Source organism: Phytoactinopolyspora halophila (assembly GCF_003287285.1).
GTDB lineage: Bacteria > Actinomycetota > Actinomycetes > Jiangellales > Jiangellaceae > Phytoactinopolyspora_A > Phytoactinopolyspora_A halophila.
On the sequence record NZ_QMIG01000026.1, the window covers coordinates 28,592 to 51,242 of the forward strand.

General features: G+C 67.8%; 20 protein-coding genes. 13 read left to right on the top strand and 7 right to left on the bottom strand.

What is annotated here, in order from left to right:
* Positions 1-386 precede the first annotated feature (386 nt).
* Positions 387-1,790, bottom strand: a complete 1,404-nt coding sequence (locus tag DPM12_RS18880; protein ID WP_164465261.1) for a hypothetical protein — start codon at positions 1,788-1,790, stop codon at positions 387-389.
* 310 nt (positions 1,791-2,100) lie between these two features.
* Between DPM12_RS18880 and DPM12_RS18890 the strand changes: the two genes are divergently transcribed.
* Positions 2,101-4,662, top strand: a complete 2,562-nt coding sequence (locus DPM12_RS18890) for a polysaccharide lyase family 8 super-sandwich domain-containing protein (protein WP_211659143.1) — start codon at positions 2,101-2,103, stop codon at positions 4,660-4,662.
* Positions 4,663-4,734: 72 nt separating this feature from the next.
* Here the strand turns inward: DPM12_RS18890 and DPM12_RS18895 are convergent, their stop codons facing one another.
* Positions 4,735-5,457: an IclR family transcriptional regulator gene (locus DPM12_RS18895; RefSeq protein ID WP_112259910.1), complete on the bottom strand. Its 723-nt coding sequence runs from the start codon at positions 5,455-5,457 to the stop codon at positions 4,735-4,737.
* 101 nt (positions 5,458-5,558) lie between these two features.
* Between DPM12_RS18895 and leuC the strand changes: the two genes are divergently transcribed.
* From leuC to DPM12_RS18910, 3 genes are all read left to right on the top strand, one after another.
* Positions 5,559-6,992, top strand: coding sequence for a 3-isopropylmalate dehydratase large subunit (leuC, locus tag DPM12_RS18900; RefSeq protein WP_112259936.1), 1,434 nt, complete (start codon positions 5,559-5,561; stop codon positions 6,990-6,992).
* A gap of 61 nt (positions 6,993-7,053) precedes the next feature.
* Positions 7,054-7,644, top strand: a complete 591-nt coding sequence (gene leuD / locus DPM12_RS18905; RefSeq protein WP_112259911.1) for a 3-isopropylmalate dehydratase small subunit — start codon at positions 7,054-7,056, stop codon at positions 7,642-7,644.
* Between the two features lie 256 nt (positions 7,645-7,900).
* The gene (locus tag DPM12_RS18910; RefSeq protein WP_112259912.1) at positions 7,901-8,713 is read left to right on the top strand and encodes an HU family DNA-binding protein; all 813 of its coding nucleotides are present in this window, start codon (positions 7,901-7,903) and stop codon (positions 8,711-8,713) included.
* 84 nt (positions 8,714-8,797) lie between these two features.
* Here DPM12_RS18910 and cofC read toward each other — a convergent pair whose 3' ends face one another.
* Positions 8,798-9,406, bottom strand: a complete 609-nt coding sequence (gene cofC / locus DPM12_RS18915) for a 2-phospho-L-lactate guanylyltransferase (RefSeq protein WP_211659144.1) — start codon at positions 9,404-9,406, stop codon at positions 8,798-8,800.
* Positions 9,407-9,575: 169 nt separating this feature from the next.
* Here cofC and DPM12_RS18920 point away from each other — a divergent pair, with 169 nt between their 5' ends.
* Genes DPM12_RS18920 through DPM12_RS18930 form a run of 3 tightly spaced genes read left to right on the top strand, consistent with a single transcriptional unit; the run spans position 9,576 to position 12,572 of the window.
* Entirely contained in the window at positions 9,576-10,418 is an 843-nt protein-coding gene (locus DPM12_RS18920) for a lysophospholipid acyltransferase family protein (protein ID WP_170313723.1), read from the top strand.
* Positions 10,418-11,446, top strand: a complete 1,029-nt coding sequence (locus DPM12_RS18925) for an NAD(P)H-dependent glycerol-3-phosphate dehydrogenase (RefSeq protein WP_112259914.1) — start codon at positions 10,418-10,420, stop codon at positions 11,444-11,446. The genes DPM12_RS18920 and DPM12_RS18925 overlap by 1 nt, the downstream gene beginning before the upstream one ends.
* Before the next feature lie 16 nt (positions 11,447-11,462).
* Positions 11,463-12,572, top strand: coding sequence for a D-alanine--D-alanine ligase family protein (locus DPM12_RS18930; protein WP_112259915.1), 1,110 nt, complete (start codon positions 11,463-11,465; stop codon positions 12,570-12,572).
* A gap of 8 nt (positions 12,573-12,580) precedes the next feature.
* On the opposite strand, the gene DPM12_RS18935 is transcribed toward DPM12_RS18930, so the two are convergent.
* Both DPM12_RS18935 and DPM12_RS18940 read right to left on the bottom strand, forming a co-directional pair.
* Positions 12,581-13,006: a DUF3515 domain-containing protein gene (locus tag DPM12_RS18935; RefSeq protein ID WP_158542953.1), complete on the bottom strand. Its 426-nt coding sequence runs from the start codon at positions 13,004-13,006 to the stop codon at positions 12,581-12,583.
* A gap of 8 nt (positions 13,007-13,014) precedes the next feature.
* Positions 13,015-13,248, bottom strand: a complete 234-nt coding sequence (locus DPM12_RS18940; RefSeq protein ID WP_211659148.1) for an Lrp/AsnC family transcriptional regulator — start codon at positions 13,246-13,248, stop codon at positions 13,015-13,017.
* Between the two features lie 89 nt (positions 13,249-13,337).
* On the opposite strand from DPM12_RS18940, the gene DPM12_RS18945 reads away from it, so the two are divergent.
* A complete protein-coding gene (locus tag DPM12_RS18945) occupies positions 13,338-14,282 on the top strand; it encodes a thiamine-phosphate kinase (RefSeq protein WP_211659145.1) in 945 nt (314 codons plus the stop codon).
* A gap of 95 nt (positions 14,283-14,377) precedes the next feature.
* Here the strand turns inward: DPM12_RS18945 and DPM12_RS18950 are convergent, their stop codons facing one another.
* Both DPM12_RS18950 and rpmB read right to left on the bottom strand, forming a co-directional pair.
* Complete coding sequence (locus tag DPM12_RS18950; RefSeq protein WP_112259918.1) at positions 14,378-15,322, bottom strand: ribose-phosphate diphosphokinase; 945 nt, start codon at positions 15,320-15,322, stop codon at positions 14,378-14,380.
* 538 nt (positions 15,323-15,860) lie between these two features.
* Entirely contained in the window at positions 15,861-16,052 is a 192-nt protein-coding gene (rpmB, locus tag DPM12_RS18955; protein WP_112259919.1) for a 50S ribosomal protein L28, read from the bottom strand.
* A 528-nt stretch (positions 16,053-16,580) separates the two neighbouring features.
* On the opposite strand from rpmB, the gene DPM12_RS18960 reads away from it, so the two are divergent.
* The 5 genes from DPM12_RS18960 to DPM12_RS18980 all read left to right on the top strand — a co-directional run bounded on the left by DPM12_RS18960 (position 16,581) and on the right by DPM12_RS18980 (position 22,651).
* Complete coding sequence (locus DPM12_RS18960) at positions 16,581-18,245, top strand: DAK2 domain-containing protein (RefSeq protein ID WP_112259920.1); 1,665 nt, start codon at positions 16,581-16,583, stop codon at positions 18,243-18,245.
* Between the two features lie 128 nt (positions 18,246-18,373).
* Positions 18,374-20,728, top strand: a complete 2,355-nt coding sequence (gene recG / locus DPM12_RS18965; RefSeq protein ID WP_112259921.1) for an ATP-dependent DNA helicase RecG — start codon at positions 18,374-18,376, stop codon at positions 20,726-20,728.
* The gene (locus tag DPM12_RS18970; protein WP_112259922.1) at positions 20,725-21,411 is read left to right on the top strand and encodes an RsmD family RNA methyltransferase; all 687 of its coding nucleotides are present in this window, start codon (positions 20,725-20,727) and stop codon (positions 21,409-21,411) included. Before recG ends, DPM12_RS18970 begins: the two co-directional genes overlap by 4 nt.
* 19 nt (positions 21,412-21,430) lie before the next feature.
* On the top strand, positions 21,431-21,925 hold the full coding sequence (gene coaD / locus DPM12_RS18975) for a pantetheine-phosphate adenylyltransferase (RefSeq protein WP_112259923.1): 495 nt from the start codon (positions 21,431-21,433) through the stop codon (positions 21,923-21,925).
* 72 nt (positions 21,926-21,997) lie between these two features.
* Positions 21,998-22,651 (top strand): F0F1 ATP synthase subunit B family protein, encoded by a 654-nt coding sequence (locus tag DPM12_RS18980; RefSeq protein WP_112259924.1) that lies wholly within the window; start codon positions 21,998-22,000, stop codon positions 22,649-22,651.

Genomic DNA, 22,651 nt, shown 5'->3' on the forward strand with positions numbered 1-22,651 from the left:
GCCCCGGCATCTGGCCACCCCGGCATCTGCATGATCATGAACACTTGTTGGGTCATATGGGTGGTGAAGTGTTCATGATCATTGGGAGGAGGGGTGGATTGCCGACGATTGCCTCGGCGAACCACACTTCTTGGGCCTGCGGAACGTCCAGACGGGCATAGAGCGTCCTGGAGGTTCCGCAGGCCCAAGAAGTGACCTTTCCAGTGTGCGATTGGATGGATCGGCGCTCGGTGCGCGTCGAGGACGATGCTGCGGGCCCTGGCGTTACTGCGGCGCCGCCGGCAATTCCCCACTTCTCGTGATCATGAACACTTCACCCGCCACTTGGCCCAACAAGTGTTCATGATCACGAGAAGTGTGCGGGCGTGCGGGTAGGTGGGTTGGCCTCAACCCGTGCCGAGTGCCGTCAGGTGGAATGGCCTGCCGCCGACGTCGTAGCTCTCCCGCACCTCGCCCGCGTTCAGGTCGATCTCGTGCACCCGGCGCGCCTCCGGGTCGCTGACGAACACGAGACCGTCCGGTCCCGTGGCGAGCTGCGGCGTGGGCTCGGTCCACTCGGCGTCCTCGTCGTAGGCAGCCGTCACGTCCCCGATCGATTCGACGTCACCCGAGGTGATGTCGACGACGTGAAGGGTGCCGCTCGCGGACATGCCGAGCAGCTTGCCGCCGTCGTGACCGGTGACGCCGAACGTGCTGAACGGCTCCGGAATTGCCACGGCATCAACCGCGTGTCCGACGGGATCGATGACCAGGTATGCGTCATCGCTGTAGTTGCCGACGACGACGTCGAGACCGTCGGCGGTCAGAAGGGCGCCGGTGCGCTCGTCGTCCCCGGGATAGTCGAGCTTGTGGCCGTCGACATGGCCGCCGTGCTGGTCGAGCACGAGGACACCGTCCGAGCAGCCGAACGCGACGGTGCTGCCGAGCGCCACCCCGCCGTGAAGGTCCGGGCACTCGGGAAAGCCCTCCTCGACGAGCTCACCGTCGGCATTGTGAATCACGACCTCCGGAGGCAGCGTGGTCTCGTCCGGGTCGGTGTCACCGAACCGCGTCACGATGGTGCGATCGTCGTACCAGGGCACGGCGACGCCATGGTGAGGAGCGTCGACGGGGAGCAGGTGACCTGGCCCGCCCTCGGCAATCTCGGACTCGTCCAGCAACCGGTACTCGCCGTCGTCGTCGTAGAAGATGGCGGCCCGGCCGTCGTGGCTGACGGCGTGTGCCGGGCGGCCTCCCGGGTACAGCTCCCGTGCTCGTGGTGGCGCGGTGTAGTAGTGGTCGTGGTCACCGTGTCCGACGGTCCAGGCGCCGCCGTCGATCACCTGGACCCCATCACGGTCGTAGAAGATGGCGAAGGCGTGCCGACCGTCCGGTGCCGTGGCGAACATGGTCGGTGTGTCCTGTGGCGCCTCGGTATCGATGACGTCGACGATGACGCCGGAGCCGGAGCCGGAGCCGGAGCCGGAGCCGGAGCCGGAGCCGGAGCCGGAGCCGGAGCCGACGTCGACGATCGAGATCTCGCCGTCCTCGGCGTCGGCGACGAGGAGCCGGTGGGTGGGAGCGTCGACCTCGGTGGCCTCGGGCATGGACTCGTCGTCACTCGCCTCGTCACCCTCGTCGTGCTCGTGGTCGTGCCCATCGCCGTGATCGTGGTCGTCATGGTTGCCGTTCGGGTCGGCCTCGCTGGTGCCGGTGTCGTCGGCGGGGGAGGCGTCGGTGTCGTCGCTCCCGCATGCGGCCAGTAGCAACGCCGCGGCGGCGACCGCGGGCCACGTAGGTCCAGCTTTCATCGCTGCGTGTCTCCTGATTCGTCGGTCGGCGGGCTTCCTGGCTCGCCGCTGTAGAGGGGAAGGCCGAGAAAGAGTATATGAGACTCATTATCATTACAATCTAGGAGATCGGCGACCTGTATCGCGCGCTTGCTCCGGGGTGAGTGCGTCAGGTGCCCGCGTCAGGTGTCCGCGTGGGCCCTGGCCGGATGGGTGACGCCGGAATTCCGTCGATCGTCGCCGGAATTCTGTCGACGAGTGAGTCTTGTCACCGCCCGGCGCGACTGATTTACTCCCCGAGAGGTCTAGTCCACTCGCCGAGGGAGTCGTCGTGCAGCCGCTCAGTCGTCGCCAGGTGTTGTCGTTCCTTCCCGCCGCCGGCCTGCTGGCCGTCACCAAGCAGCTCCCGGCCGGTGCAGCCCCAGCAAGAAGCAGCGACGATCATGCCCGGTTCCTCGCGAACACCATAGAGATCTTCGCTGGCACGGAGGAGTCGAATGCGCGACCCGAAGTCGCGGACAAGCTCACCGCCATCGCCCGGACCGCCAGAAACCGGCTCGCGGCGATGGACGACGCGGGAACGGGCGAGCTCTTCGCCGGTCAACCACTCGGTACGTCCGAGTCGAACCTGAGCCGCTCGTTCCAGTACCTCTACGAGATCGCGCTGGCCACCAAGACGCCCGGGATCGACGACCCGGACCTCGCGAACAATACGGATGTGCAGCAGCGCGTGATCGACGGCTTGATCTGGCTGCACGAGAACTACTACGGCGACCAGGACGAGGGCTACTACGGCAACTGGTACCACTGGGAGATCGGCATCTCCACGCGCGCCACCAGGACATTGGTGCTGCTGGCCGATCAAGTGGCCGAGTACGCTCCCGAGCTGACCGCGACCTACGTCGAGTCGATGGACGGCTACCTGCGCAAGGGCAAGGACGGCGACGTCGATCTCGATTCGCGCTTTCACACCGGCGCGAACCTGGCCGACATCACCACCAACCGAATCCTGCAGGGCGCGCTGCTCGGCGACGATGCGCGGATCGAGAAGGCGATCAGCGATCAGCAGACCGTCTTCGCCACCATCGACCCGTACGATCTCCAGCACGGCGTTACCGACGGCTACTACGAGGACGGATCGTTCATCCAGCACCACTCCGTCGCCTATACCGGCTCGTACGGACGGATCCTGCTGGGACGTGTCGTGCAGTCCGTGAAGATCCTGGACGGGACGTCGTACGCGGCGGGCGACGAGCTCGTCGACGTCGTGCATGGCTGGCTGACCGACGGGTTCGCACCGGTGATCTTCGAAGGCTGGATGATGGAGATCGTCAAGGGCCGTGCGGTATCGCGGACCACCACCGGCTATGCGGACGTCGGTGCCGTGGTCGAGGCGATCGTCGACCTCACCGACTACGCCGAGCCCGCGACGGCGACGGCGTTCGAGTCGTACGTCAAGTTCATCCGGTCCACCTCGCAGGCGACTCTCGACCCGACGAGCTTCGAATCGCCGGTCAGCATCCCGCGCTACACGGACATCCTGGGCGACGACTCCATCCCCGCCGAGGACCTGAATCCGCCCGAGCGCAGCGTCGCCTTCAACGCGATGGACAAGACCGTGCACCGCAGACCCGGATACGCCTTCGCGTTGGCGCGCAGCTCGGACCGGATCAGCAAGTACGAGTACATGAACTACGAGAACCTGATGCCGTGGTTCCAGGGCGACGGCGCGTACTACCTCTACTTGAGCGGGCAGGATCAGCGGGAGGCGTTCGGCGTCGACTACTACACGACGGTCTCCCCGTACCGGCTGGCCGGCGTCACCTCGCCGGTGGAGGAGCGGCAGACCATACCGGAGCTGTACGGGCAGGCATGGTACGAGAATCCAGATCACCCGCTCGAATTCACGGCGGCATCGGAGTCGCAGAACACCTACGTCTACTTCCCGCGTGGCACGAACGGCTACTCGGGTGGCGCGACCCTGGGAGCGTACGGTGTCGCGGGGATGGTGCAGTCCGACGACGTCGCCTACGCGGACAAGCAACGCGGCATCCTGCCGGATGATTTCGTCGTCTACCAGAACACCCAGGCGATCAAATCGTGGTTCATGCTGGACGAGGAGATCGTCGTCCTGGCGGCCGGCATCGTCGATCCGGCCGGGCGGGACGCGGTGACCACCGTGGACAGCCGTATCTCTGCAGCGGCCGACGACATCGCGATCACGGGACGCGAGCGGAACGGCGGAACGTGGTCGGGCACGGGGACGTCGCAGCTGGATTGGCTGCGCTACGCCAACGCCGGTCAGGGCACTGCCGTGGGCTACGTCTTTCTCGACCGGCAGGACGTGACGGTGAGCGTGGAGGAGGTCACCCGGAGCCGTCAGGTGGTGCGGGCGTCGAACCCGGATACGGACGTGACGAAGAACGTGTTCGGGGTATCGGTCGACCACCCCGGCGGTTCGTCACCGACGGCGCTGGCCTACGCGCTCGTACCGAATGCCGGCGAAGAGCAGCTCCAGTCCTACGCCGACGGGCCGTTGAGCGTGCTCGCCAACGACGAGCGGATCCAGGCGATCAAGCACTCGGAGCTCGGCGTGATCGCGGCCAACGTGTTCACCGATCGGTGGCAGCATGCCGGGCGCCTGGCCATCGGCGGCCCGGCTTCCGTGATCATGCGGGAGGCCGACGACGCGGTGACCGTGGCGCTGTCCGACCCCACGATGGATCGCGACACCGTGTCGGTCATCGTGCGGGGACGCCCCCTGAAGGTAGATACGGCCGATCCGGGCGTCGAGGTCACCCGGATACCCGGCGGCACCCGGATCGTCGCGGACACCCACGAGGCGTACGGGCGCAGCTTCACCGCGACGCTCCGGCCAGGCTGGCCGCGCTGAGTGGCCGCGACGTCGACGGTGTCGATCGGGCGTGCGGAGATCACGGTGCCGGAATAGTTTCCCGCCGCGTCCCTACCCGTCTTCGGCGTTCTTCAACACGTTCGTGAGGTGTTCCGCGGCGGCGAGTACCGCGGGAGCGTGCACGCGCCCGGGCTGGCGGGTCAGCCGTTCGATGGGTCCGGAGACGGAGACCGCTGCGACGACGCGCCCGCTGGCGGAGCGCACCGGCGCGGAGACGGACGCGACCCCCGGCTCGCGCTCGCCTACGCTCTGTGCCCAGCCACGACGCCGAACGGCGGCGAGCATGGTGGCGGTGAAACGCGCGCCTTGCAGGCCGCGGTGCATCCGTTCGGGCTCTTCCCAGGCGAGCAGGACCTGGGCGGCGGAGCCCGCGAGCATGGTGACGGTCGCGCCGACCGGGATGGTGTCGCGGAGTCCGGAGGGACGCTCGGCAGCGGCTACGCAGATGCGTTGCTCGCCTTGCCGGCGGAAGAGCTGTGTGCTTTCGCCCGTCGCGTCGCGTAACCGCGCCAGGACGGGACCGGCGGCGGCGAGCAGCCGGTCTTCTCCGGCGGCCGTGGCCAGCTCGCCGAGGCGGGGGCCGAGGACGAACCGGCCGTGCAGGTCCCGCGACACGAGCCGGTGATGCTCGAGGGCGACGGCGAGCCGGTGCGCCGTCGGACGGGCGAGACCCGTTGCGGCGACGAGGTTTGCCAGCGTCGCTGGACCAGCTTCGAGCGCCGATAAGACCAGGGCGGCCTTGTCAAGCACGCCAACTCCGCTAGAGTTGTCCATGACTCGATATTGCCATCTCAGCATTCGAGATGCAAGTCTCAAGCCGCAGGCCCTGACGAAGGGTCACATATCAGTAGATCATGGACGACGAGGAGACGGCGATGGGAAAGACCCTGGCCGAGAAAGTGTGGGATGCGCACGTAGTGCGCCGAGCCGAGGGCGCGCCTGACCTTCTCTATATCGATCTCCATCTCGTTCACGAGGTCACCAGCCCGCAGGCGTTCGAGGGGCTGCGCTTGGCCGGGAGGCAGGTGCGTCGCCCGGATCTGACCCTGGCAACGGAAGACCACAATACTCCGACACTCGACATCGACAAGCCGATCGCGGACCTCACCAGCCGCACCCAGATCGACACGCTGCGTCGCAACTGTGAGGATTTCGGTATCCGGTTGCATCCGCTGGGTGACACCGAGCAGGGGATCGTTCACGTCGTAGGGCCTCAGCTCGGGCTCACGCAGCCGGGCATGACGGTTGTGTGCGGCGACTCGCACACCTCCACGCACGGCGCGTTCGGGGCGTTGGCATTCGGCATCGGCACGTCCGAGGTCGAGCACGTCCTGGCGACGCAGACGTTGCCGCTGCGTCCGTTCAAGACCATGGCGATCAACGTTGAGGGCAAGCTGCGCCCCGGAACCACGTCCAAGGACATCATCCTGGCCGTCATCGCGAAGATCGGCACTGGTGGCGGGCAGGGGTACGTGTTGGAGTACCGCGGCGAGGCGATCCGTTCGCTGTCGATGGAAGCGCGGATGACGATCTGCAACATGTCCATCGAGGCCGGGGCCCGCGCCGGCATGATCGCGCCGGACGAGACGACGTTCGAGTACGTCCAGGGCCGCCCGCACGCCCCCAAGGGCAAGGAGTGGGATGCCGCGCTCGAGTACTGGAAGAGCTTGCGCACGGACGACGACGCCGAGTTCGACACCGAGGTCACGATCGACGCCGAGGAGCTCGAACCCTACGTGACGTGGGGAACCAATCCCGGTCAGGGGCTGCCGCTGTCGAGCGCCGTTCCGGATCCCGCGAGCTTCGCCGGGGAAGCCGAGCGCGCCGCGGCGGAACGTGCCCTGGAGTACATGGATCTGCGGCCCGGAACACCGTTGCGGGAGATCACCGTGGACACCGTGTTCATCGGATCGTGCACCAACGGGCGGATCGAGGACCTGCGCGCGGCGGCCGAGATCGTCAAGGGGCGGCGCAAGGCCGACGACGTCCGCGTGCTTGTTGTCCCCGGGTCGGATCGAGTGCGCCTTCAGGCCGAGAGCGAGGGTCTGGACAAGATCTTCACCGAGTTCGGTGCCGAGTGGCGGTTCGCGGGCTGTTCGATGTGTCTGGGGATGAATCCGGATCAGCTCTCGCCGGGTGAGCGCAGCGCGTCGACGTCGAATCGGAACTTCGAGGGCCGGCAAGGTAAAGGCGGGCGCACGCACCTGGTCAGCCCGCTCGTGGCGGCAGCGACGGGTGTGCGCGGCACGCTGTCGTCTCCCGCCGACCTCGACCCGACCCCACTCCCGTCCCGTGATCATGAACACTAGCCGGGCATACAGGCCGGCATAGTGTTCATGATCATGAGAGTTTGATGAAGAGCGAGGAACCATGGACAAGTTCATCCGCCACACCGGCGTCGGTGTGCCGCTGAGATACAGCAACGTCGACACCGATCAGATCATCCCGGCGGTGTACCTCAAGCGCGTGTCGCGCACCGGCTTCGAGGACGCCCTGTTCTCGGCATGGCGCCACGACGAGTCGTTCGTGCTCAACCACCCGTCGTATCGCTCCGGTTCGGTGCTCGTCGCCGGTCCGGACTTCGGCACCGGATCCTCGCGGGAGCACGCGGTCTGGGCGCTGAAGGACTACGGCTTCAAGGCCGTCTTGTCGGCCCGCTTCGCCGACATCTTCCGCGGAAACTCCGGCAAGCAGGGCTTGCTCACGGGGGAGCTGGATCAGGACGACATCGAGCGGATCTGGCAGGTGCTCGAAGACGCGCCGGGCACCGAGGTGACCGTCGACCTCGAACAACGCGAGGTGCGCTGCGCCGAGATCGTCGCGCCCATGCAGGTCGACGACTACACCCGGTGGCGGCTGATGGAAGGGCTCGACGACATCGGGCTGACCATGCGGCACATCGACGAGATCGCCGACTTCGAAGCGAGCCGGCCCTCGCACAAGCCGCGAACCCTCGCCTGAAGGTCGGCAAGGAACCGACATTGTCGCGGTCATGGCCTCCACAATGTCGGTTCGTTTCATGTGCCGCGTCAGTTCGTTTCATGTGCAGGGCATGCCTCGGCCGAAAGCTCCAGGAACGACGCCCGAGAGCGAGACATCCACGCGCATAATGCGCGACACGGGCGGCGATTTCTTGGCAGGACGTTGTATTCACGTGCGCTCACCAGGAAGACTGTGATCAGGATCCTGTGCGTCCATCCAGCATGAGGGAGCGACGATGGACAAGAAGAACTTGGTCGACCGCATCGCCGAGCGGTTCGACGGCAACCATGAGAAGGCGCAAGAAGCGCTGGACTCCGTGATCGATGCCATCACCCGATCCCTAGCGTCGGGGGAGAAGGTCGTCATCAAGGGGTTCGGCGTCTTTACCCAGACGAAGGAGAAGCAGAAGGGGAAGGGGCAGAAAGCGAAGCGGGCTGTCCCCACCTTCGACCCGGCCGAGGAACTCAAGGACGTCGTCGCTGGTGTGAAGAAGGTGCGCGCCCGGGTCTTCGGCTCGGTCTCGCAGGTTTCCGCGCAGGCCACGCACGCGGCAGAGGTGGCCTCGCGCGCCGCGTCGTCGGCTGCCCGAGCTGCGGCCGATGTGATTCGCGCCGAGCGGGAAGAAGGCGAAGGCCGCCAACCCGGCGCGCAGACGACGGGGACGACGGGCCGCGAACCCGCTGCGACGACGGGAACGGCGTCGTCGGCTGCCAAGAAGTCGACGGCAACGAAGTCTCCGGCGAAGAAGAGCACGTCGACGACGTCAGGCACGGCCGAGAAGTCGGCGGTCAAGAAGGCCCCGGCGAAGAAATCGGCAGCGAAGAAGTCGACTGCGAAGAAGTCCAGCTCGTCCAGCTCCTCGGCATCCGGTGGGGCGAGCAAGGCCGCGTCGGCGAAGAAGAGCAGCACCGCGAAGAAATCCGCTGCGAAGAAGTCGACTGCCAAGAAGACGACGTCGACGAGCTCTGGCAGCACCACGGCTACTCCTTCTCAGGGAGCGGCCTCGTCGGCCACCGACCGTGAGGGGACCGGCACCCAGGAGACCTGAGCGGCCCGGGACCCGGCCCCGCCGGGCCCCGTCGGCCCCGCCGAGCGCCGCCGAGCCCCGCCGAGCGGCCCCAGAAGGCTGGCCTCAGAAGGCGGCGTCGAGTTGGAGGATGACCGACTCCGTGCGTGGCCCCAGACCGATGCGCATGCCGTCCCACAGATCGACGGCGGTGTCGATGTCTCGCCGCACCGTCGGCACGTCGGCGATGTCGAGTTCGACGGCACCGGCCTCCTGGTGCGCGGCGCGCGAGCGCTCGCCGAACCGGGGAAGGAAGGGCGCACCCGTCGTGGAGGCATACAGGGTGGTGCCGACGCCCACGGCATCCGCGAGAAACGAGATGGGATACTCCGCCGCGTGTTCCAGGACTCGCTGGAGCTCGGCGGCGCGCAGCGCCGGAAGATCGGCGGACAGGGACGCCACCGGAAGCGCCGGCCGATGGCCCCGCAGGTGGCGCGCGCCGTGGCGGAGTGCCGCGTTGAGCCCGGCACCGGGGGTGTCCGCGATCACCTCGGCGCCGAGGCGTCGTGCCTCGGCGCGGAACTCGTCGTCGTCGGTGACGACGAGCACGGAGCGCACGGGCGGGCAGGCGAGCGCGGCGGCGACCGTGTCTGCGGCGAAGGCGCGTGCCATGTAGGGTCGCAATTCGCCGACCGTGTCGGCCAGGCGCGTTTTGGCGAGCTCTGGCCGTTTCACCGGCACGATGATGGACCACGAAGCGGCGACAGGCGTCACGCATCCTCCAAACCGGGGGTGGGCTGCCGTTGCTGATTCGACTCGGACATCATTGAGGGCCAGGCCGTCCGTGCGGTCGAGGCTGAGGCAGTGGACGCGGCCCGGATGGCCGACCCGGAAGGAGGATCCTGTGGGGGGACCGAAACAGCGGCTGGGCATCGCCTACCGGCTCGTGGTGTTCGTCCTGCGGCCGATCCTTCAGGTGATCACCCGGCGGCACTGGGTCGGAGCTGACCGGGTCCCGCCCGAAGGCACGGGAGTGGTGATCGTCGCCAATCACATCTCGCATCTGGACCCCATCACGTTCGCGCACTTTCTCTGGGACAACGGCCGGGCCACACGATATCTAGCCAAGGACACCCTGTTCCGTATTCCGGTGATCGGTAAGATCATCAAATCGTGCGGCCAGATACCCGTGTACCGGGAAACCCACGACGCTGCGCGTGCCTACCGGGACGCGGTAAAGGCGGTCCGCGAGGGCGAGTGCGTGGTGATCTATCCGGAGGGCACGATTACCAGGGATCCCCAGCTGTGGCCGATGACCGGCAAGACGGGTGCGGCGCGGGTGGCGCTGGAGACCGGATGCCAGGTGCTCCCGGTGGCGCAATGGGGCGTGCAGACGATCCTTCCGCCCTACTCGAAGCGACCCCGGCTTTGGCCCCGCAAGGCGGTCCACGTCCGGGTCGGTGCACCGGTCGACCTGGGTGACCTGCTTGGTAGGCCGGTCACCACGGAGAGCATGCGGCAGGCGACGGATCGGATCATGGCGGCGGTGACCGCTGAGTTGGAGATCATTCGGGGCGAGACCGCGCCCGAGCTGCGGTTCGACCCTCGTCGCGCCGGGACCTCGTCGACCGGCAAGCCGAGCGCCGCGGGCAGTGCCGCGGGCAACGACCGCGACGACGGGGCACGCGTGGACGACGAGGGTGCGGGCGAGGATGGTGACCCCGGCCCGGAGAGTGAGGTGCAGTGATGCAGGGGGGCAACGGTCGCGGCGCTCGGGTTGCGGTGCTCGGCGCCGGTTCGTGGGGCACCGCGTTCACGCTCGTCCTGGCCGATGCCGGCGCCGACGTCCGGCTCTGGGGGCGGCGCGAGGAGCTGTGCGACACGATCAACCGGACCCGGGTCAACCGGGACTATCTCGACGGCGTCGAGCTCCCGCCCGCGGTGCACGCGACCCCCGACCCGCACGAGGCGGTATCCGGCGCCGAGCTCATCGCCCTGGCGGTTCCCGCACAGAGCCTGCGCGCGAACTTGACGGAGTGGGCCCCGCTCATTCCTCCGCACGCGGTGCTGCTCAGCTTGATAAAGGGGATCGAGCTGCGTACCACCAAGCGGATGAGCGAGGTGATCGCCGAGGTCACAGCGGCGGGACCGGAGCGGATCGGCGTCGTCTCGGGCCCCAACCTTGCCCGTGAGATCGCGGGACGCCAGCCGGCGGCCAGCGTCATCGCGGCACATACCGACGAGCTGGCGCAGCGGGTGCAGGGACTGTGCCACAACCCGCACTTTCGCCCCTACACGAACACCGACGTCGTCGGTACCGAGCTCGGCGGTGCGGTGAAGAACGTCATCGCCCTCGCCGTGGGGATCGCTGTCGGGTTGGGGTTCGGCGACAATGCACGCGCCAGCGTGATCACCCGTGGTCTGGCCGAGACGGCCCGGCTGGGCCAGGCGCTCGGCGCCGATCCGTACACGTTTTCCGGCTTGGCGGGACTCGGAGACCTGGTCGCGACCTGTTCGTCGCCGCTGTCGCGCAACCGGACGTTCGGCGAGCGCCTCGGGAGCGGGATGAGCGTCGACGAGGCCGCGGCGGCCTCGCGGCAGGTCGCCGAGGGCGTCAAGTCGTGCGAGTCGATTCTGGAGCTGGCGACCAAGGCGGGCACGGAAATGCCCATCGTGGAGCACGTGGCGCGGATGGTGCGTGGCGAGCTCACGCCGCAGGACATGTTGCGCTCGCTGCTCGCCCGCTCGGCTAAGCCAGAACGGCATGGACACTAACGGTAGGGTCGAGGCGATGAATGCGACGCCATCCCGGATCCGGATCGCCCTCGTCTTCGGAGGACGCAGTTCCGAGCACACGGTCTCTTGTGTCACGGCAGGAGGCGTGCTCTCCGCGCTCGATCCGGCGCGTTATGAGGTGATACCCATCGGGATCACCACCGAAGGCCGCTGGGTACTTTCCAGCGGCAAGCCAGAGCAGCTTGCCATCGCCGAAGGACAGCTTCCCGAGGTGAGCGACGAAGGCGGCTCCGTCGTCCTGTCGGAACGATCCAGCCTGATCGTGCAGTCACCCGGCGAGGTTCCCGAAGAGCTCGGCACGGTCGATGTCGTCTTCCCCCTGTTGCACGGCCCGTTCGGTGAGGACGGAACCATCCAGGGCCTGTTCGAGCTGGCAGGCGTGCGCTACGTCGGCTCCGGCGTGCTGGCCTCGGCAGCGGGCATGGACAAGCACGTGATGAAGCTGCTGCTGCAAGCGGCAGGTCTACCCGTCGTCCCGCATGTGCTGGTCGGGCCCGGCGCGTGGGACCGGCAACGTGATCAGGTGCTCGCCGACGTGGAACGGCTGGGCTGGCCGGTCTTCGTCAAGCCCGCACGGGCGGGATCGAGCATGGGCGTGAGCAAGGTCGACGGCCCGGACGGGTTGGAGAGTGCCGTGCTGAGCGCCCGCGAGCACGATCCGAAGGTGATGGTCGAGGAAGCGGTCGAGGGCCGGGAGATCGAATGTGGGGTGCTCGAAGGCGTTGACGGCGGTGAGCCGGAAGCGAGCGTGGTCGGCGAGATCCGGTTCGACGCCAGCCACGACTTCTACGACTTCCAGGCAAAATACCTGCCGGACGACGGCGTCGCCCTCGACCTCCCGGCGGACATCCCCCCGGAGACGGCCGAGCAGGTACGGCACATGGCGGTGACCGCGTTCCAGGCGCTGTCGTGTGAAAGCCTCGCGCGGGTCGATTTCTTCCTTCGCCCGGACGGCTCGGTTCTGGTCAACGAGGTCAACACCATGCCCGGATTCACACCGACGTCGATGTTCCCGATGTTGTGGGCGAAGTCGGGCATCGACTATCCGGCGCTGGTGGACCGGATGATCTCGACCGCTCTCGGCCGGCCGCTGGGGCTGCGCTAGGGGGTGCGCTAGCGCAACTCGCGTTCCGGGATGTGGCTGGCGATCGCGGGGGCGAGATCGTGCAGGAGCTCTCCCTCGGGCGCGTAGTCGTCGGGAACGGCCACCTCGACCAGCACCTCGCGATCGGTCGACGTGAAGAACATGCCGCCGTCGCCGGGCTCGGGGAACCATCCGATCCCGTCGACCTCCAGTAACCGGGCACCGGGTTCGTAGGCGGCCGGCAGGTTGACGCCACAGCGGAGCACGATGGCTGGTTCGCCCCAGGCCGCGGCCGGGAGTGACTCGGGCTCGACGTCGCGCCGCACGGCGTCGCCGACGACCTCGGGAAGGTCCTGCAGTACAGCTGCGCAGGTGTCCGCTGCTGCGGGATCGACCTCGAACGGTTCGACGTCGACGGGGCCGAACCCGCACCCGCTCACGGCGAGCGCGGCCACAGACGCGATCAGAGGTGAACGACGGGACACGTGAGCGTTCGGGTGATGCCTTCGACGGACTGGACTCGCGCGACGACGAGCTTGCCGAGATCGTCGACGTTACTCGATTCTGCCTTCACGATTACATCGTACGGCCCGGTGACGTCCTCGGCGGAGACGACACCGTCGATCTCGGAGATCTGCCGCGCCACCTCGGCGGCCTTGCCGACCTCCGTCTGGACCAGGATGTATGCCTGTACCACCACGCGTTGCCCTCCAGCTCCTACGGAAAGATTGACTGAGCGCCAACCTATCGTGTTCCCCGGCAAGTTCCCGCGAATGAGGAGTGGATGTGGCAGACCGAATTTCCGATATGGGTGAGTTCGCATTGATCGGCCAGATAACTGCCCGGTTGCCGCAGGGCGCCGGCGTGGCGCTCGGCCCGGGAGACGACGCGGCGGTCATCGCGGCACCGGATGGGCGGACCGTCGTGACGACGGACATGCTGATCGAGGGCCGGCACTTCCGCCGGGACTGGTCGAGCGCGCGTGATGTGGGCCGGAAGGCCGCGGCGCAGAACCTTGCCGACGTCGCCGCGATGGGCGCCCGGCCCACGGCGGTGACAGTGGCGCTGGGCGCGCCGGGCGATCTGGAGGCGGCGTGGGTACTCGAGCTGGCCGATGGCGTACGCGCCGAATGCGGCGACGTGGGTGCGTCGGTGATCGGGGGCGACACGGTGGGATCCGAAGCGATCGTGGTGGCCGTCACGGCACTGGGCGACCTGGAAGGCCGCGATCCGGTGCCGCGTTCCGGTGCCCGGGCGGGTGATGTCGTCGCGCTGTGTGGCCGGCTGGGCTGGTCCGAAGCCGGCCTGCAGCTGCTGCTGGAGGGCCAGCACGTACCGGAGGAGGTGGTGCAGGCGCACCGCAGCCCGCAGGTTCCCTACTCTGCCGGCCCGCAGGCGGCAGATCTGGGAGCGACGGCGATGTGCGACGTCAGCGATGGCTTGCTGGCCGATTTGGGACACATCGCGGAGGCGAGCAGCGTCCAAATCGGCGTGGACGTCTCCGCCCTGGAGGTCGCCGACCCGGTGCGCGAGGCGGCGCGTCTCCTCCAGGCCGACCCGATCTCGTGGGTACTCACCGGTGGCGAAGACAACGCGCTGGTGGCGACGTTTCCCGCCGGGACCGTACTGCCGGACGCCTGGCGCGTCATCGGTGGTGTCGAAACCGGAAGCGGTGTGCTGGTCGACAGCACGTCGTATGCGGGCAGGGCCGGATACGACCACTTCAGCTGAGTGTCGTTCCTACCCGAAGTCGAGCGAGAGCCGGCATTTGTCGAGGTCATCGCCGTGATGATGTCGGTTCTTCACCGATGCGTGACGTAGCCCGCCTACGTGTCGTGGAAGAGGGCGCTGACGGATTCACCGTTGTGGATCCGGCGGATCGCCTCGGCGAGCTGTGGTGCGACCGACAAGACGTGCAGCTTGGGATGCCGCTTCGGCTCGGGGATGGGCACCGTGTTCGTCGTGACGATCTGGTGGACGTCGTCCAGCTCACCGAGCCGTTCGAGTGCCTTGTCCGTGAACAGGCCGTGGGTACAGGCGATACGGATCGACCGGACCCCTTGCTCGCGTAGCCGTTCCACCAGCTCGATGACCGTGCTGCCCTTGGCAATCTCGTCGTCCAGCACGATGATGTCGCGTCCGGCGACGTCGCCGATGACAGCGCTGATACTGACCTGGTCGTCGGCGTAGCGCTGCTTGGCGCCCGCGGCCACGGGAACGCCCAGCATCCGAGCGAACGCGGAAGCCTCCTTGGCGTTTCCGAGATCGGGGGAGACGACGACCACGTTGGACAGGTCGCCGGCTCGGAAGTGGCTGGCGAGTTCCCGAAGCGCGTGCAGCTGGTCGACGGGCACGCTGAAGAAGCCGTGGACCTGTGGCGAGTGCAAGGTCATCGCGAGCACGCGACTCGCTCCGGATGTGACCATGAGATCGGCGATCAGCCGCGCCCCGATCGAGATCCGGGGTGCGTCCTTCTTGTCCGAACGGGCATAGGCGAAGTGCGGCATGACCACGGTGGTGCGGGCGGCCGAGGCGCCGCGGGCGGCGTCGAGCATGAGCAAGAGTTCGACCAGGTTCTCCTGGACCGGCGGGACGATCGGCTGGATGACAAAGACGTCGTGCTCGCGGCAGTTGGCTTGTAGTTGGACCTGAAGGCAGTCGTTGGCGAAGTGCTGCACGGTACTCGGCCGCAGCGGCAGCCCGAGATGGTCGCAGATTTCCTCGGCCAGGCTGAGATGGGCGCTTCCACTGAAGATGGCGATATTACGCATGCCTGGTACGTCCCGGTGGTCGAAGTGGCGTGACTGTCACCAGGATGTCATGAGTGTGGCGATGGGGCGGGTGAGCCTGACTTCTTGGCTCTGTGGAACGTCCAGGCGGGTATCGAGGGCTCTGGGCGTTGCGCGGAGCCAAGAAGTGGGCTTTCCAGTTTTCGTCGAGCGGAAGGGCCGGTGCCAGAGAAGCTGGTGCTGAAGGGGCGATCGGAGATGGCTGGTGCCGACGGCTACGAAGGAACCGACATTGTCGAGGTCATGGCCTTGATGATGTCGGTTCGTTAGCTGTGCTCCGACGGCGCGAGCACGAGATGCCGTGTGAGCAACGGCACTCCGTGATACCTGATGGCGTCGCTCACCAGCCCCGGTCTGCCCGGATTCGCGGTGGTTCACCGCATGCCCCGATGCGACGATGCAGTGGAACGCGAACAGTTCCACCAGCTCGTGACAAGACCAGCAGGGGTTCAGCACAGGGCTGAGACCGGGGTTGCGTTATGTCGAGAGCACTGAGACCGGTTGCGCTATGCCGAGAGCACTAGGCCGAGCGAATGACCTTGCCGGCCTTGATGCAGGATGTGCAGGCCCGGATCCGCTTGGGGGTACCGCCCACAACGGTCCGCACGGTCTGGATGTTGGGGTTCCAACGGCGCGGGGTCCGGCGGTGCGAGTGCGAGATCTTGTTGCCGAAGCCCGGGCCTTTGCCGCAGACGTCGCAAGTGGCAGCCACGGGTATCTCCTATGAAGGTCACGGATCTGGAATGCGGAACTCCTCGTACTGCGACGCGAGGCGCTACAGCAGAGGCAACCGCTTTAGGATACCGGCTGGTGCCGCCAGCCCCAAAACCGGGAGGGTGACTGACCCCGCCGCTAGTCGCGCTCCGGCCCGCCGAGTCGCCCGTGCCCGCTGAATGACCGGCTCGTGCCCGCTGAATGACCGGCTCGTGCCCGCCGCGCCCGCCGCGCCTGCCGCGCCCGCCAGCCGTACGTGCCATGCACGCTGAGTCCACATTCATCGATCGCGGAAAGCGCTTCCCGACGTGCACTGGGCGTGCACGGCGCACTCCTGGGTACGCGGGCGGCGGCCGGGCGCGCTGATGGCGGGCGGGCGCGCTGATGGCGGCCGGGCACGCTGAGGGCGGCCGGGCGCGGCCCTCCGGTGTTCCCGGCAGAACGGGTCTGCCGTCGAGATCCGGTGGCACCGGAAGCGGTACGCTCCACCGACAGGTGGTCGCTACCGAGAGGGGAGGCATGGCCGGTGCAGCCGTTGCCGGACGTGGAGATCGTCCGCCGCTGGTGCCGCGCTGGACTTGACGGACTGGCCGAGGCGCGTGAGGAGATCGACGCGCTCAACGTCTATCCCGTACCGGACGGCGATACCGGCACGAACCTCTTCCTCACGATGGAGGCCGCCGTCGCGGCGGCGGAGGAGTGCCCACCCGAGGCAGAGCTCGCCGACGTGGCCGATGCGATGGCGCGTGGCGCCCTGCTCGGCGCACGTGGCAACTCGGGCATCATCCTGGCGCAGATGCTGCGTGGCGTCGCCGACGTCTTGGGCGTGCGGGGCATCACGTTGGCTGATGGCAGGGCGCTGGCTGAGGCGTTGCACCATGCCGCCGAGGCGGCCTACGAGGCGGTGCACGATCCCGCCGAGGGCACCATTCTGACCGTGGCTCGTGCGGCGGGCGATGCGGCTCGCAGGCATCTCGACCAACTCGAGGGATATGGACCCCCGGAGTGGCCGCAACTCGGCCTGCCGGGCGTCGCGCTGGCCGCCGCTCGTGCCGCACGCCACGCCCTGGCCAAGACACCTGATCAGCTCGACGTGCTCCGGCAGGCTGGAGTGGTCGACGCGGGCGGGCGGGGGCTGACGGTGTTGCTCGACGCCTTCGACACGGTGCTCACCGGCCGGCGGCCGTTGCCGTCTCCTCGTCGTGTCGGTGAACATCACGTGCCGGTGCCCGTCTCCGACCTGCCGCGATCCCTACCTCAGCCGGGCGACGAGCACGCGGCGTTCGCCTACGAGGTCATGTACCTCCTTCGCGCGCCCGACGAGACGATCCCGGGCCTGCGCGCGGAACTGGCCCGGCTCGGGGATTCGCTGGTGGTCGTGGGTGGCGCTGACGAGTGGAACGTGCACGTCCATACCGACGACGCCGGTGCTGCCGTCGAGGCCGGAGTGCGCGCTGGCCAGCCGCATCGGATCAACATCACGTACCTGGCAGCGCACGGGGGTGCCGCGAGCACCCAGGAGCCGCCGCCGGGTCGCGTCGTCGTCGCCTTCGCCGCCGGGCCGGGCCTGGCCGAACTCTTCGCTTCGGCCGGTGCGGTCGTCGCGGACACACCGGCGGGTCACCGCCCGTCGACGGCGGAGATTCTGGCGGCGGTCGGCGATGCTCCCGCCGGCGAGGTGGTTATTCTGCCCAACGAGCGCGATACCGTGCCGGTGGCCGAGGCAGCAGCTGCCGAGCTTCGAGGCCAGCATCGACGCGTGGCCGTTATCCCCGCCATCGCACAAGTGCAGGGGCTGGCCGCGATGGCCGTGCACGAGCCGGGCAGGGCCTTCGACGCCGACATCGTGGCGATGACGACGGCGGCCGGGCACGCGCGGCACGGCGCCGTGACGGTTGCTACCCGGGAGGCGGTGACAATGGCCGGTATCTGCCGCCCAGGCGACGTTCTGGGGGTTGTCGAGGGAGACTTCGCCGTGATCGGCTCGGACGTCCTCGACGTCGCCAAGGATGTTGTCCATCGCATGCTGTCGGCGGGAGGGGAGCTGGTCACGGTGGTCACGGGGGCGGATGCCGATCCGGATCTTGCTGCCGGCGTCGAGGAATCGGTCCGCATCAGTCACCCCGAAGTCGATACCGTCGTCTATGACGGTGGTCAGTCCCGTTACCCGCTACTTCTGGGGGTGGAGTAGATGCGCCGGCGTGGCGTCCGTGCCCAGGATGCGCCTGTGCGGTGTCTGTGTCGTCTGTGTCCAGGTCGCATGGCGAGCAGGCTAGCCGGATCGATGGGGCCGGCGGTGTGTCCCGGCGGAGCGGCGTGATGGTCGAGCTGCATTGGGACCTCGACGTCGCGCTGGGAGACAAGACGGCCAAGACGCTGGCGAAAGAGCTCGACCTGCACACGGTGGAAGACCTGCTGCGCTACTATCCCCGCCGGTACATCGAGCGTGGTGAGCTCACCGAGCTCGACTCGCTGGAGGAGGGCGAACAGGTCACGGTGCTGGCGAAGGTCAAGGAGGTCCACAAGCGGTCGATGCGCAGCCGGCGCGGTTCGATCGTCGAGGCAGTGGTCACTGACGGCACCGGCGAGCTGAAGCTGACGTTCTTCAACCAGCCGTGGCACGAGGAGAAGCTGCAGCCCGAGCGGCTCGGTATGTTCGCCGGGAAGGTCAGCACCTACCGGGGCGTGCGCCAGCTCGCGCATCCGGACTACAAGCTGTTCGTGGACGAGGACACCGACGTGCGCAGTGCGGCCGAGCTCTACGCCGAGGCGATCATTCCGGTGTACCGGGCAACCCAGCGGCTGGCCTCGTGGCGGATCGAGAAGTGCGTGCGCACGTTGCTCGATCAGCTGAGCGACGTGCCCGATCCGGTTCCTGACGACGTCTTGCGCCGGCACCGCATGCCGGGTCTGGCCGAGACGTTCCACGCCGTTCACCGGCCTGCGGATCGGCAGCGGCTGTGGCAGGCACAGGCCCGGCTGCGATTCGAAGAGGCGTTCGTCTTGCAGACCGAGCTCGCTCGGCGGCGCGCCTCGACGGCGGCGCTGCCGGCCACGCCGCGCCGGAGCGCCAGCGGCGGCGTGCTGGAGGCGCTGGACGCGCAGCTGCCGTTCGAGTTGACCCGGGGCCAGCGCCAGGTGGGCGACATGATCGCTGCCGATCTCGGTCAAGAACATCCGATGCATCGATTGCTGCAAGGCGAGGTCGGTGCGGGGAAGACCGTCGTCGCCCTGCGCGCGATGCTCGCCGTGGTGGACTCCGGAGGCCAGGCCGCACTGCTCGCGCCCACGGAGGTGCTCGCCCAGCAGCACTACCACTCGCTGATGGAGTTGCTGGGACCGCTGGGCCAGCGCGGCATGCTGGGCGGGCTGGACATCGGCACCCGGGTCGCTCTGGTGACCGGCTCCATGGGTGCGGCCGCGCGCAAGGAGGCGCTGCTGGACATCGGGGTCGGCGACGCCGGGATCGTCGTCGGCACGCACGCCCTGCTGGAAGAGCAGGTTCAGTTCTTCGACCTCGGTCTGGTGGTCATCGACGAGCAGCACCGTTTCGGTGTCGAGCAGCGTGCTGCGCTGACCGCGAAGAGCCGTGACGAGACGCGCCCGCACGTCCTGGTGATGACGGCCACACCGATCCCGCGGACGGTGGCGATGACTGTCTTCGGTGACCTGGAGATCTCCACCCTGTCCGAGATCCCGGCAGGGCGGGCGGATGTCGCGACGCACGTCGTGCCGGTGCAGGAGAAGCCGCACTATCTCGAGCGAGCGTGGCAGCGCGTGCGCGAGGAGGCCGAGGCCGGGCGCGGGGTGTACATCGTGTGCCCGCGGATCGGGGGCGACGTCGCCGACGACGCGGACGGGGGAGGTGGCACCGGCGGCGACATCGACGACGATGCGGTCCCGGCAGCGAGCGCCGGTGATCCGGACGATGATCTGAGCGACACCGCCCACACCGCCGGCACGGGTGGCAGTGCCGGCACCGGTGGCACGGGTGGCAGTGCCGGCACCGCCGGCCATGTTCCTGGGGACGCCTCCAGTGGGGGCGAGTCGGGTTCGGGTCGCCAGCCGATCGCCGTTCTCGAGCTCGCGGAGATGCTGCGCGAGGGCCCGCTGGAGGGTATCGAGGTCGAGGTGTTGCACGGGCGGCTGGGACCCGAGGCGAAGGAGGCAGCGATGCGCCGCTTCGCCAGCGGCACGAGGCCGGTCCTGGTGGCCACGACGGTCGTCGAAGTCGGCGTCGACGTGCCCACCGCGTCGACCATGGTGATCATGGATGCCGACCGGTTCGGGGTATCCCAGCTCCATCAGTTGCGTGGCCGGATCGGTCGGGGCAGTGTTCCCGGTCTGTGCTTGCTCGTCACGGACTCGCCGGCTGGAACGCCTGCCCGGGAACGGCTCGACGCCGTCGCGGCGAGCCGCAACGGGTTCGAACTTGCCAGGGTCGATCTTGAACAGCGCCGCGAGGGCGACGTCCTCGGTGCCACCCAGTCCGGCCGGCGTTCGAGCCTGAAGTTTCTCCGGGTGATTCGCGACGAGGACGTGATCCGCGAGGCCCGGGAGGATGCGGTCACAGTCGTGTCGTCGGATCCCGAGCTGCGTGAGCACCCGGAGCTGGACAGGGCCATCAGCGCATTCCTGGCCAGCCAGGACGACGATTACATGGACAAGGCGTGACCCGGATCGTCGGAGGTAGTGCGCGCGGGCGGCGGTTGCGGGTGCCGTCGGGCAGCATCACGCGCCCCATGACGGATCGCGTCCGCGAAGCGATGTTCTCGTCGCTTGAGTCGATGTTCGGTGGTCTCGAAGGTCTGCACATCTTGGATCTGTACGCGGGCAGTGGCGCGATCGGCCTCGAGGGCCTGTCCCGGGGCGCGGCGCGCGCGACGCTCGTCGAGTCCGACGCCGGGGTGGTACGGACCATTCGGTCCAATGCTCAGGCGCTCGGCCTCCCGGGTGCCACGGTGGTGCATGGCGCGGCCGAGCGGGTACTCGTGCCAGATACGAGATCAGCGGCGAAACCGGATGCGAGACCGGATGGGGGTCGCGAGGCCAGGCACGCCGATGGTGACCCCGCGTCCTCCGGGAGACGCGGCGGTGTCGAGGTGTACCGGGGACGCATGCCCGACCTTCGCTACGACCTCGTGGTGGCGGACCCGCCGTACGCGCTGGACTCCGAGATCTTGGACACGGTACTGGCCCACCTGGCATCGAGATGGCTGGCACCGGATGCCGTCGTCGTGGTCGAACGCCGGCAGCGCAGCGCGCCCGTTCGCTGGCCCACCGGGCTCACCGAGTTGCGCGAACGCGCGTATGGCGAGACCGTGCTCTGGTACGGTCACTCGGCTGGTACACAGTGACGAGCGTTGAGGAGGCACGGTGCGGCGGTGCGTCTGTCCAGGATCGTTCGATCCGGTGACGAACGGGCATCTGGATGTGATCGAGCGAGCGGCCGGCCTGTTCGACGAGGTCGTCGTCGGAGTGCTCACGAATGTGTCGAAGAAGGGGCTCTTCACGTACGAGGAGCGGGTCGGCATGCTTCAGGAGGTCTGCGGCCACCTGCCACAGGTGCGGATCGAGGGGTTTCACGGACTGCTGGTGGACTTCGCCCGGAGCAATGACATCCCGGTGGTGGTCAAAGGACTGCGCGCCATGACCGACTTCGACTACGAGCTGTCGATGGCGCAGATGAACCACCGGCTGACCGGATTGGAGACGTTCTTCGTGGCCACCAACCCGGAGTACTCGTACCTGTCGTCCAGCCTCGTCAAGGAAGTGGCGTCTTATGGCGGCGATGTCACGGGTTTGGTGCCTAAGGTGGTCCTGGAGCGGCTGGATCGCCGGTACGGTGAAGGTACGTCCGTTGACCGCTGACGTCGCGCGTCCAGCACGTCTCCTGGGTACGTCTCGCGGGACGGACCGGCAGGACGACAAGGGGGATTGGTCGTGGAGATCCACAGAAAGCTTGACGAGCTGACCGACATGGTCGAGTCCGCACGGACGATGCCGATGTCGTCGTCGGCGATCATCAATAAAACCGAGATCCTGGCCATGATCAGCCAGGTGCGTGACATGTTGCCAGAGAGCCTGGCGGCGGCGGACACGGTGATCGCGCAGCGTGAAGAGCTTCTGGAAGAAGCGCGCGCGAACGCGTCGAAGATCATCAACGATGCGAAGATCGAGCAGGCGACGCTGGTGGGTGACCACACGATTCTCGTGGAAGCCCGGCGCGAGCGTGGCCGCACTCTGGAGAAGATGCGGCAAGAGATCGAAGCCATGCGGGCCGCGCTCGACGATCACGTCGACGCCAAACTGGCCAACGTGGAGGTGGTCGCCTCCCGGATCGTCGACACCGTCCGCGAGGGCCGCGACCAGTTGCGCCAGTCGTCGCCCTATCAGGAACTCGCTGCCGGAGCCGGCCTGATGGACGATGGCGATCTTCCGGACGAGCTTTCGGGTGGTTTCCCCGGGGATTATCCGGGTGGCTTCCCCGACGAGGGGGAGCCCGCATCGGCGGGCGACAGCAGCGACGATGCGGCCGAGTTGGCGCAGCCGAAGCCGTCTAGTAACCTAGATGACGGCCTCCCGCCGAGGTCTTGA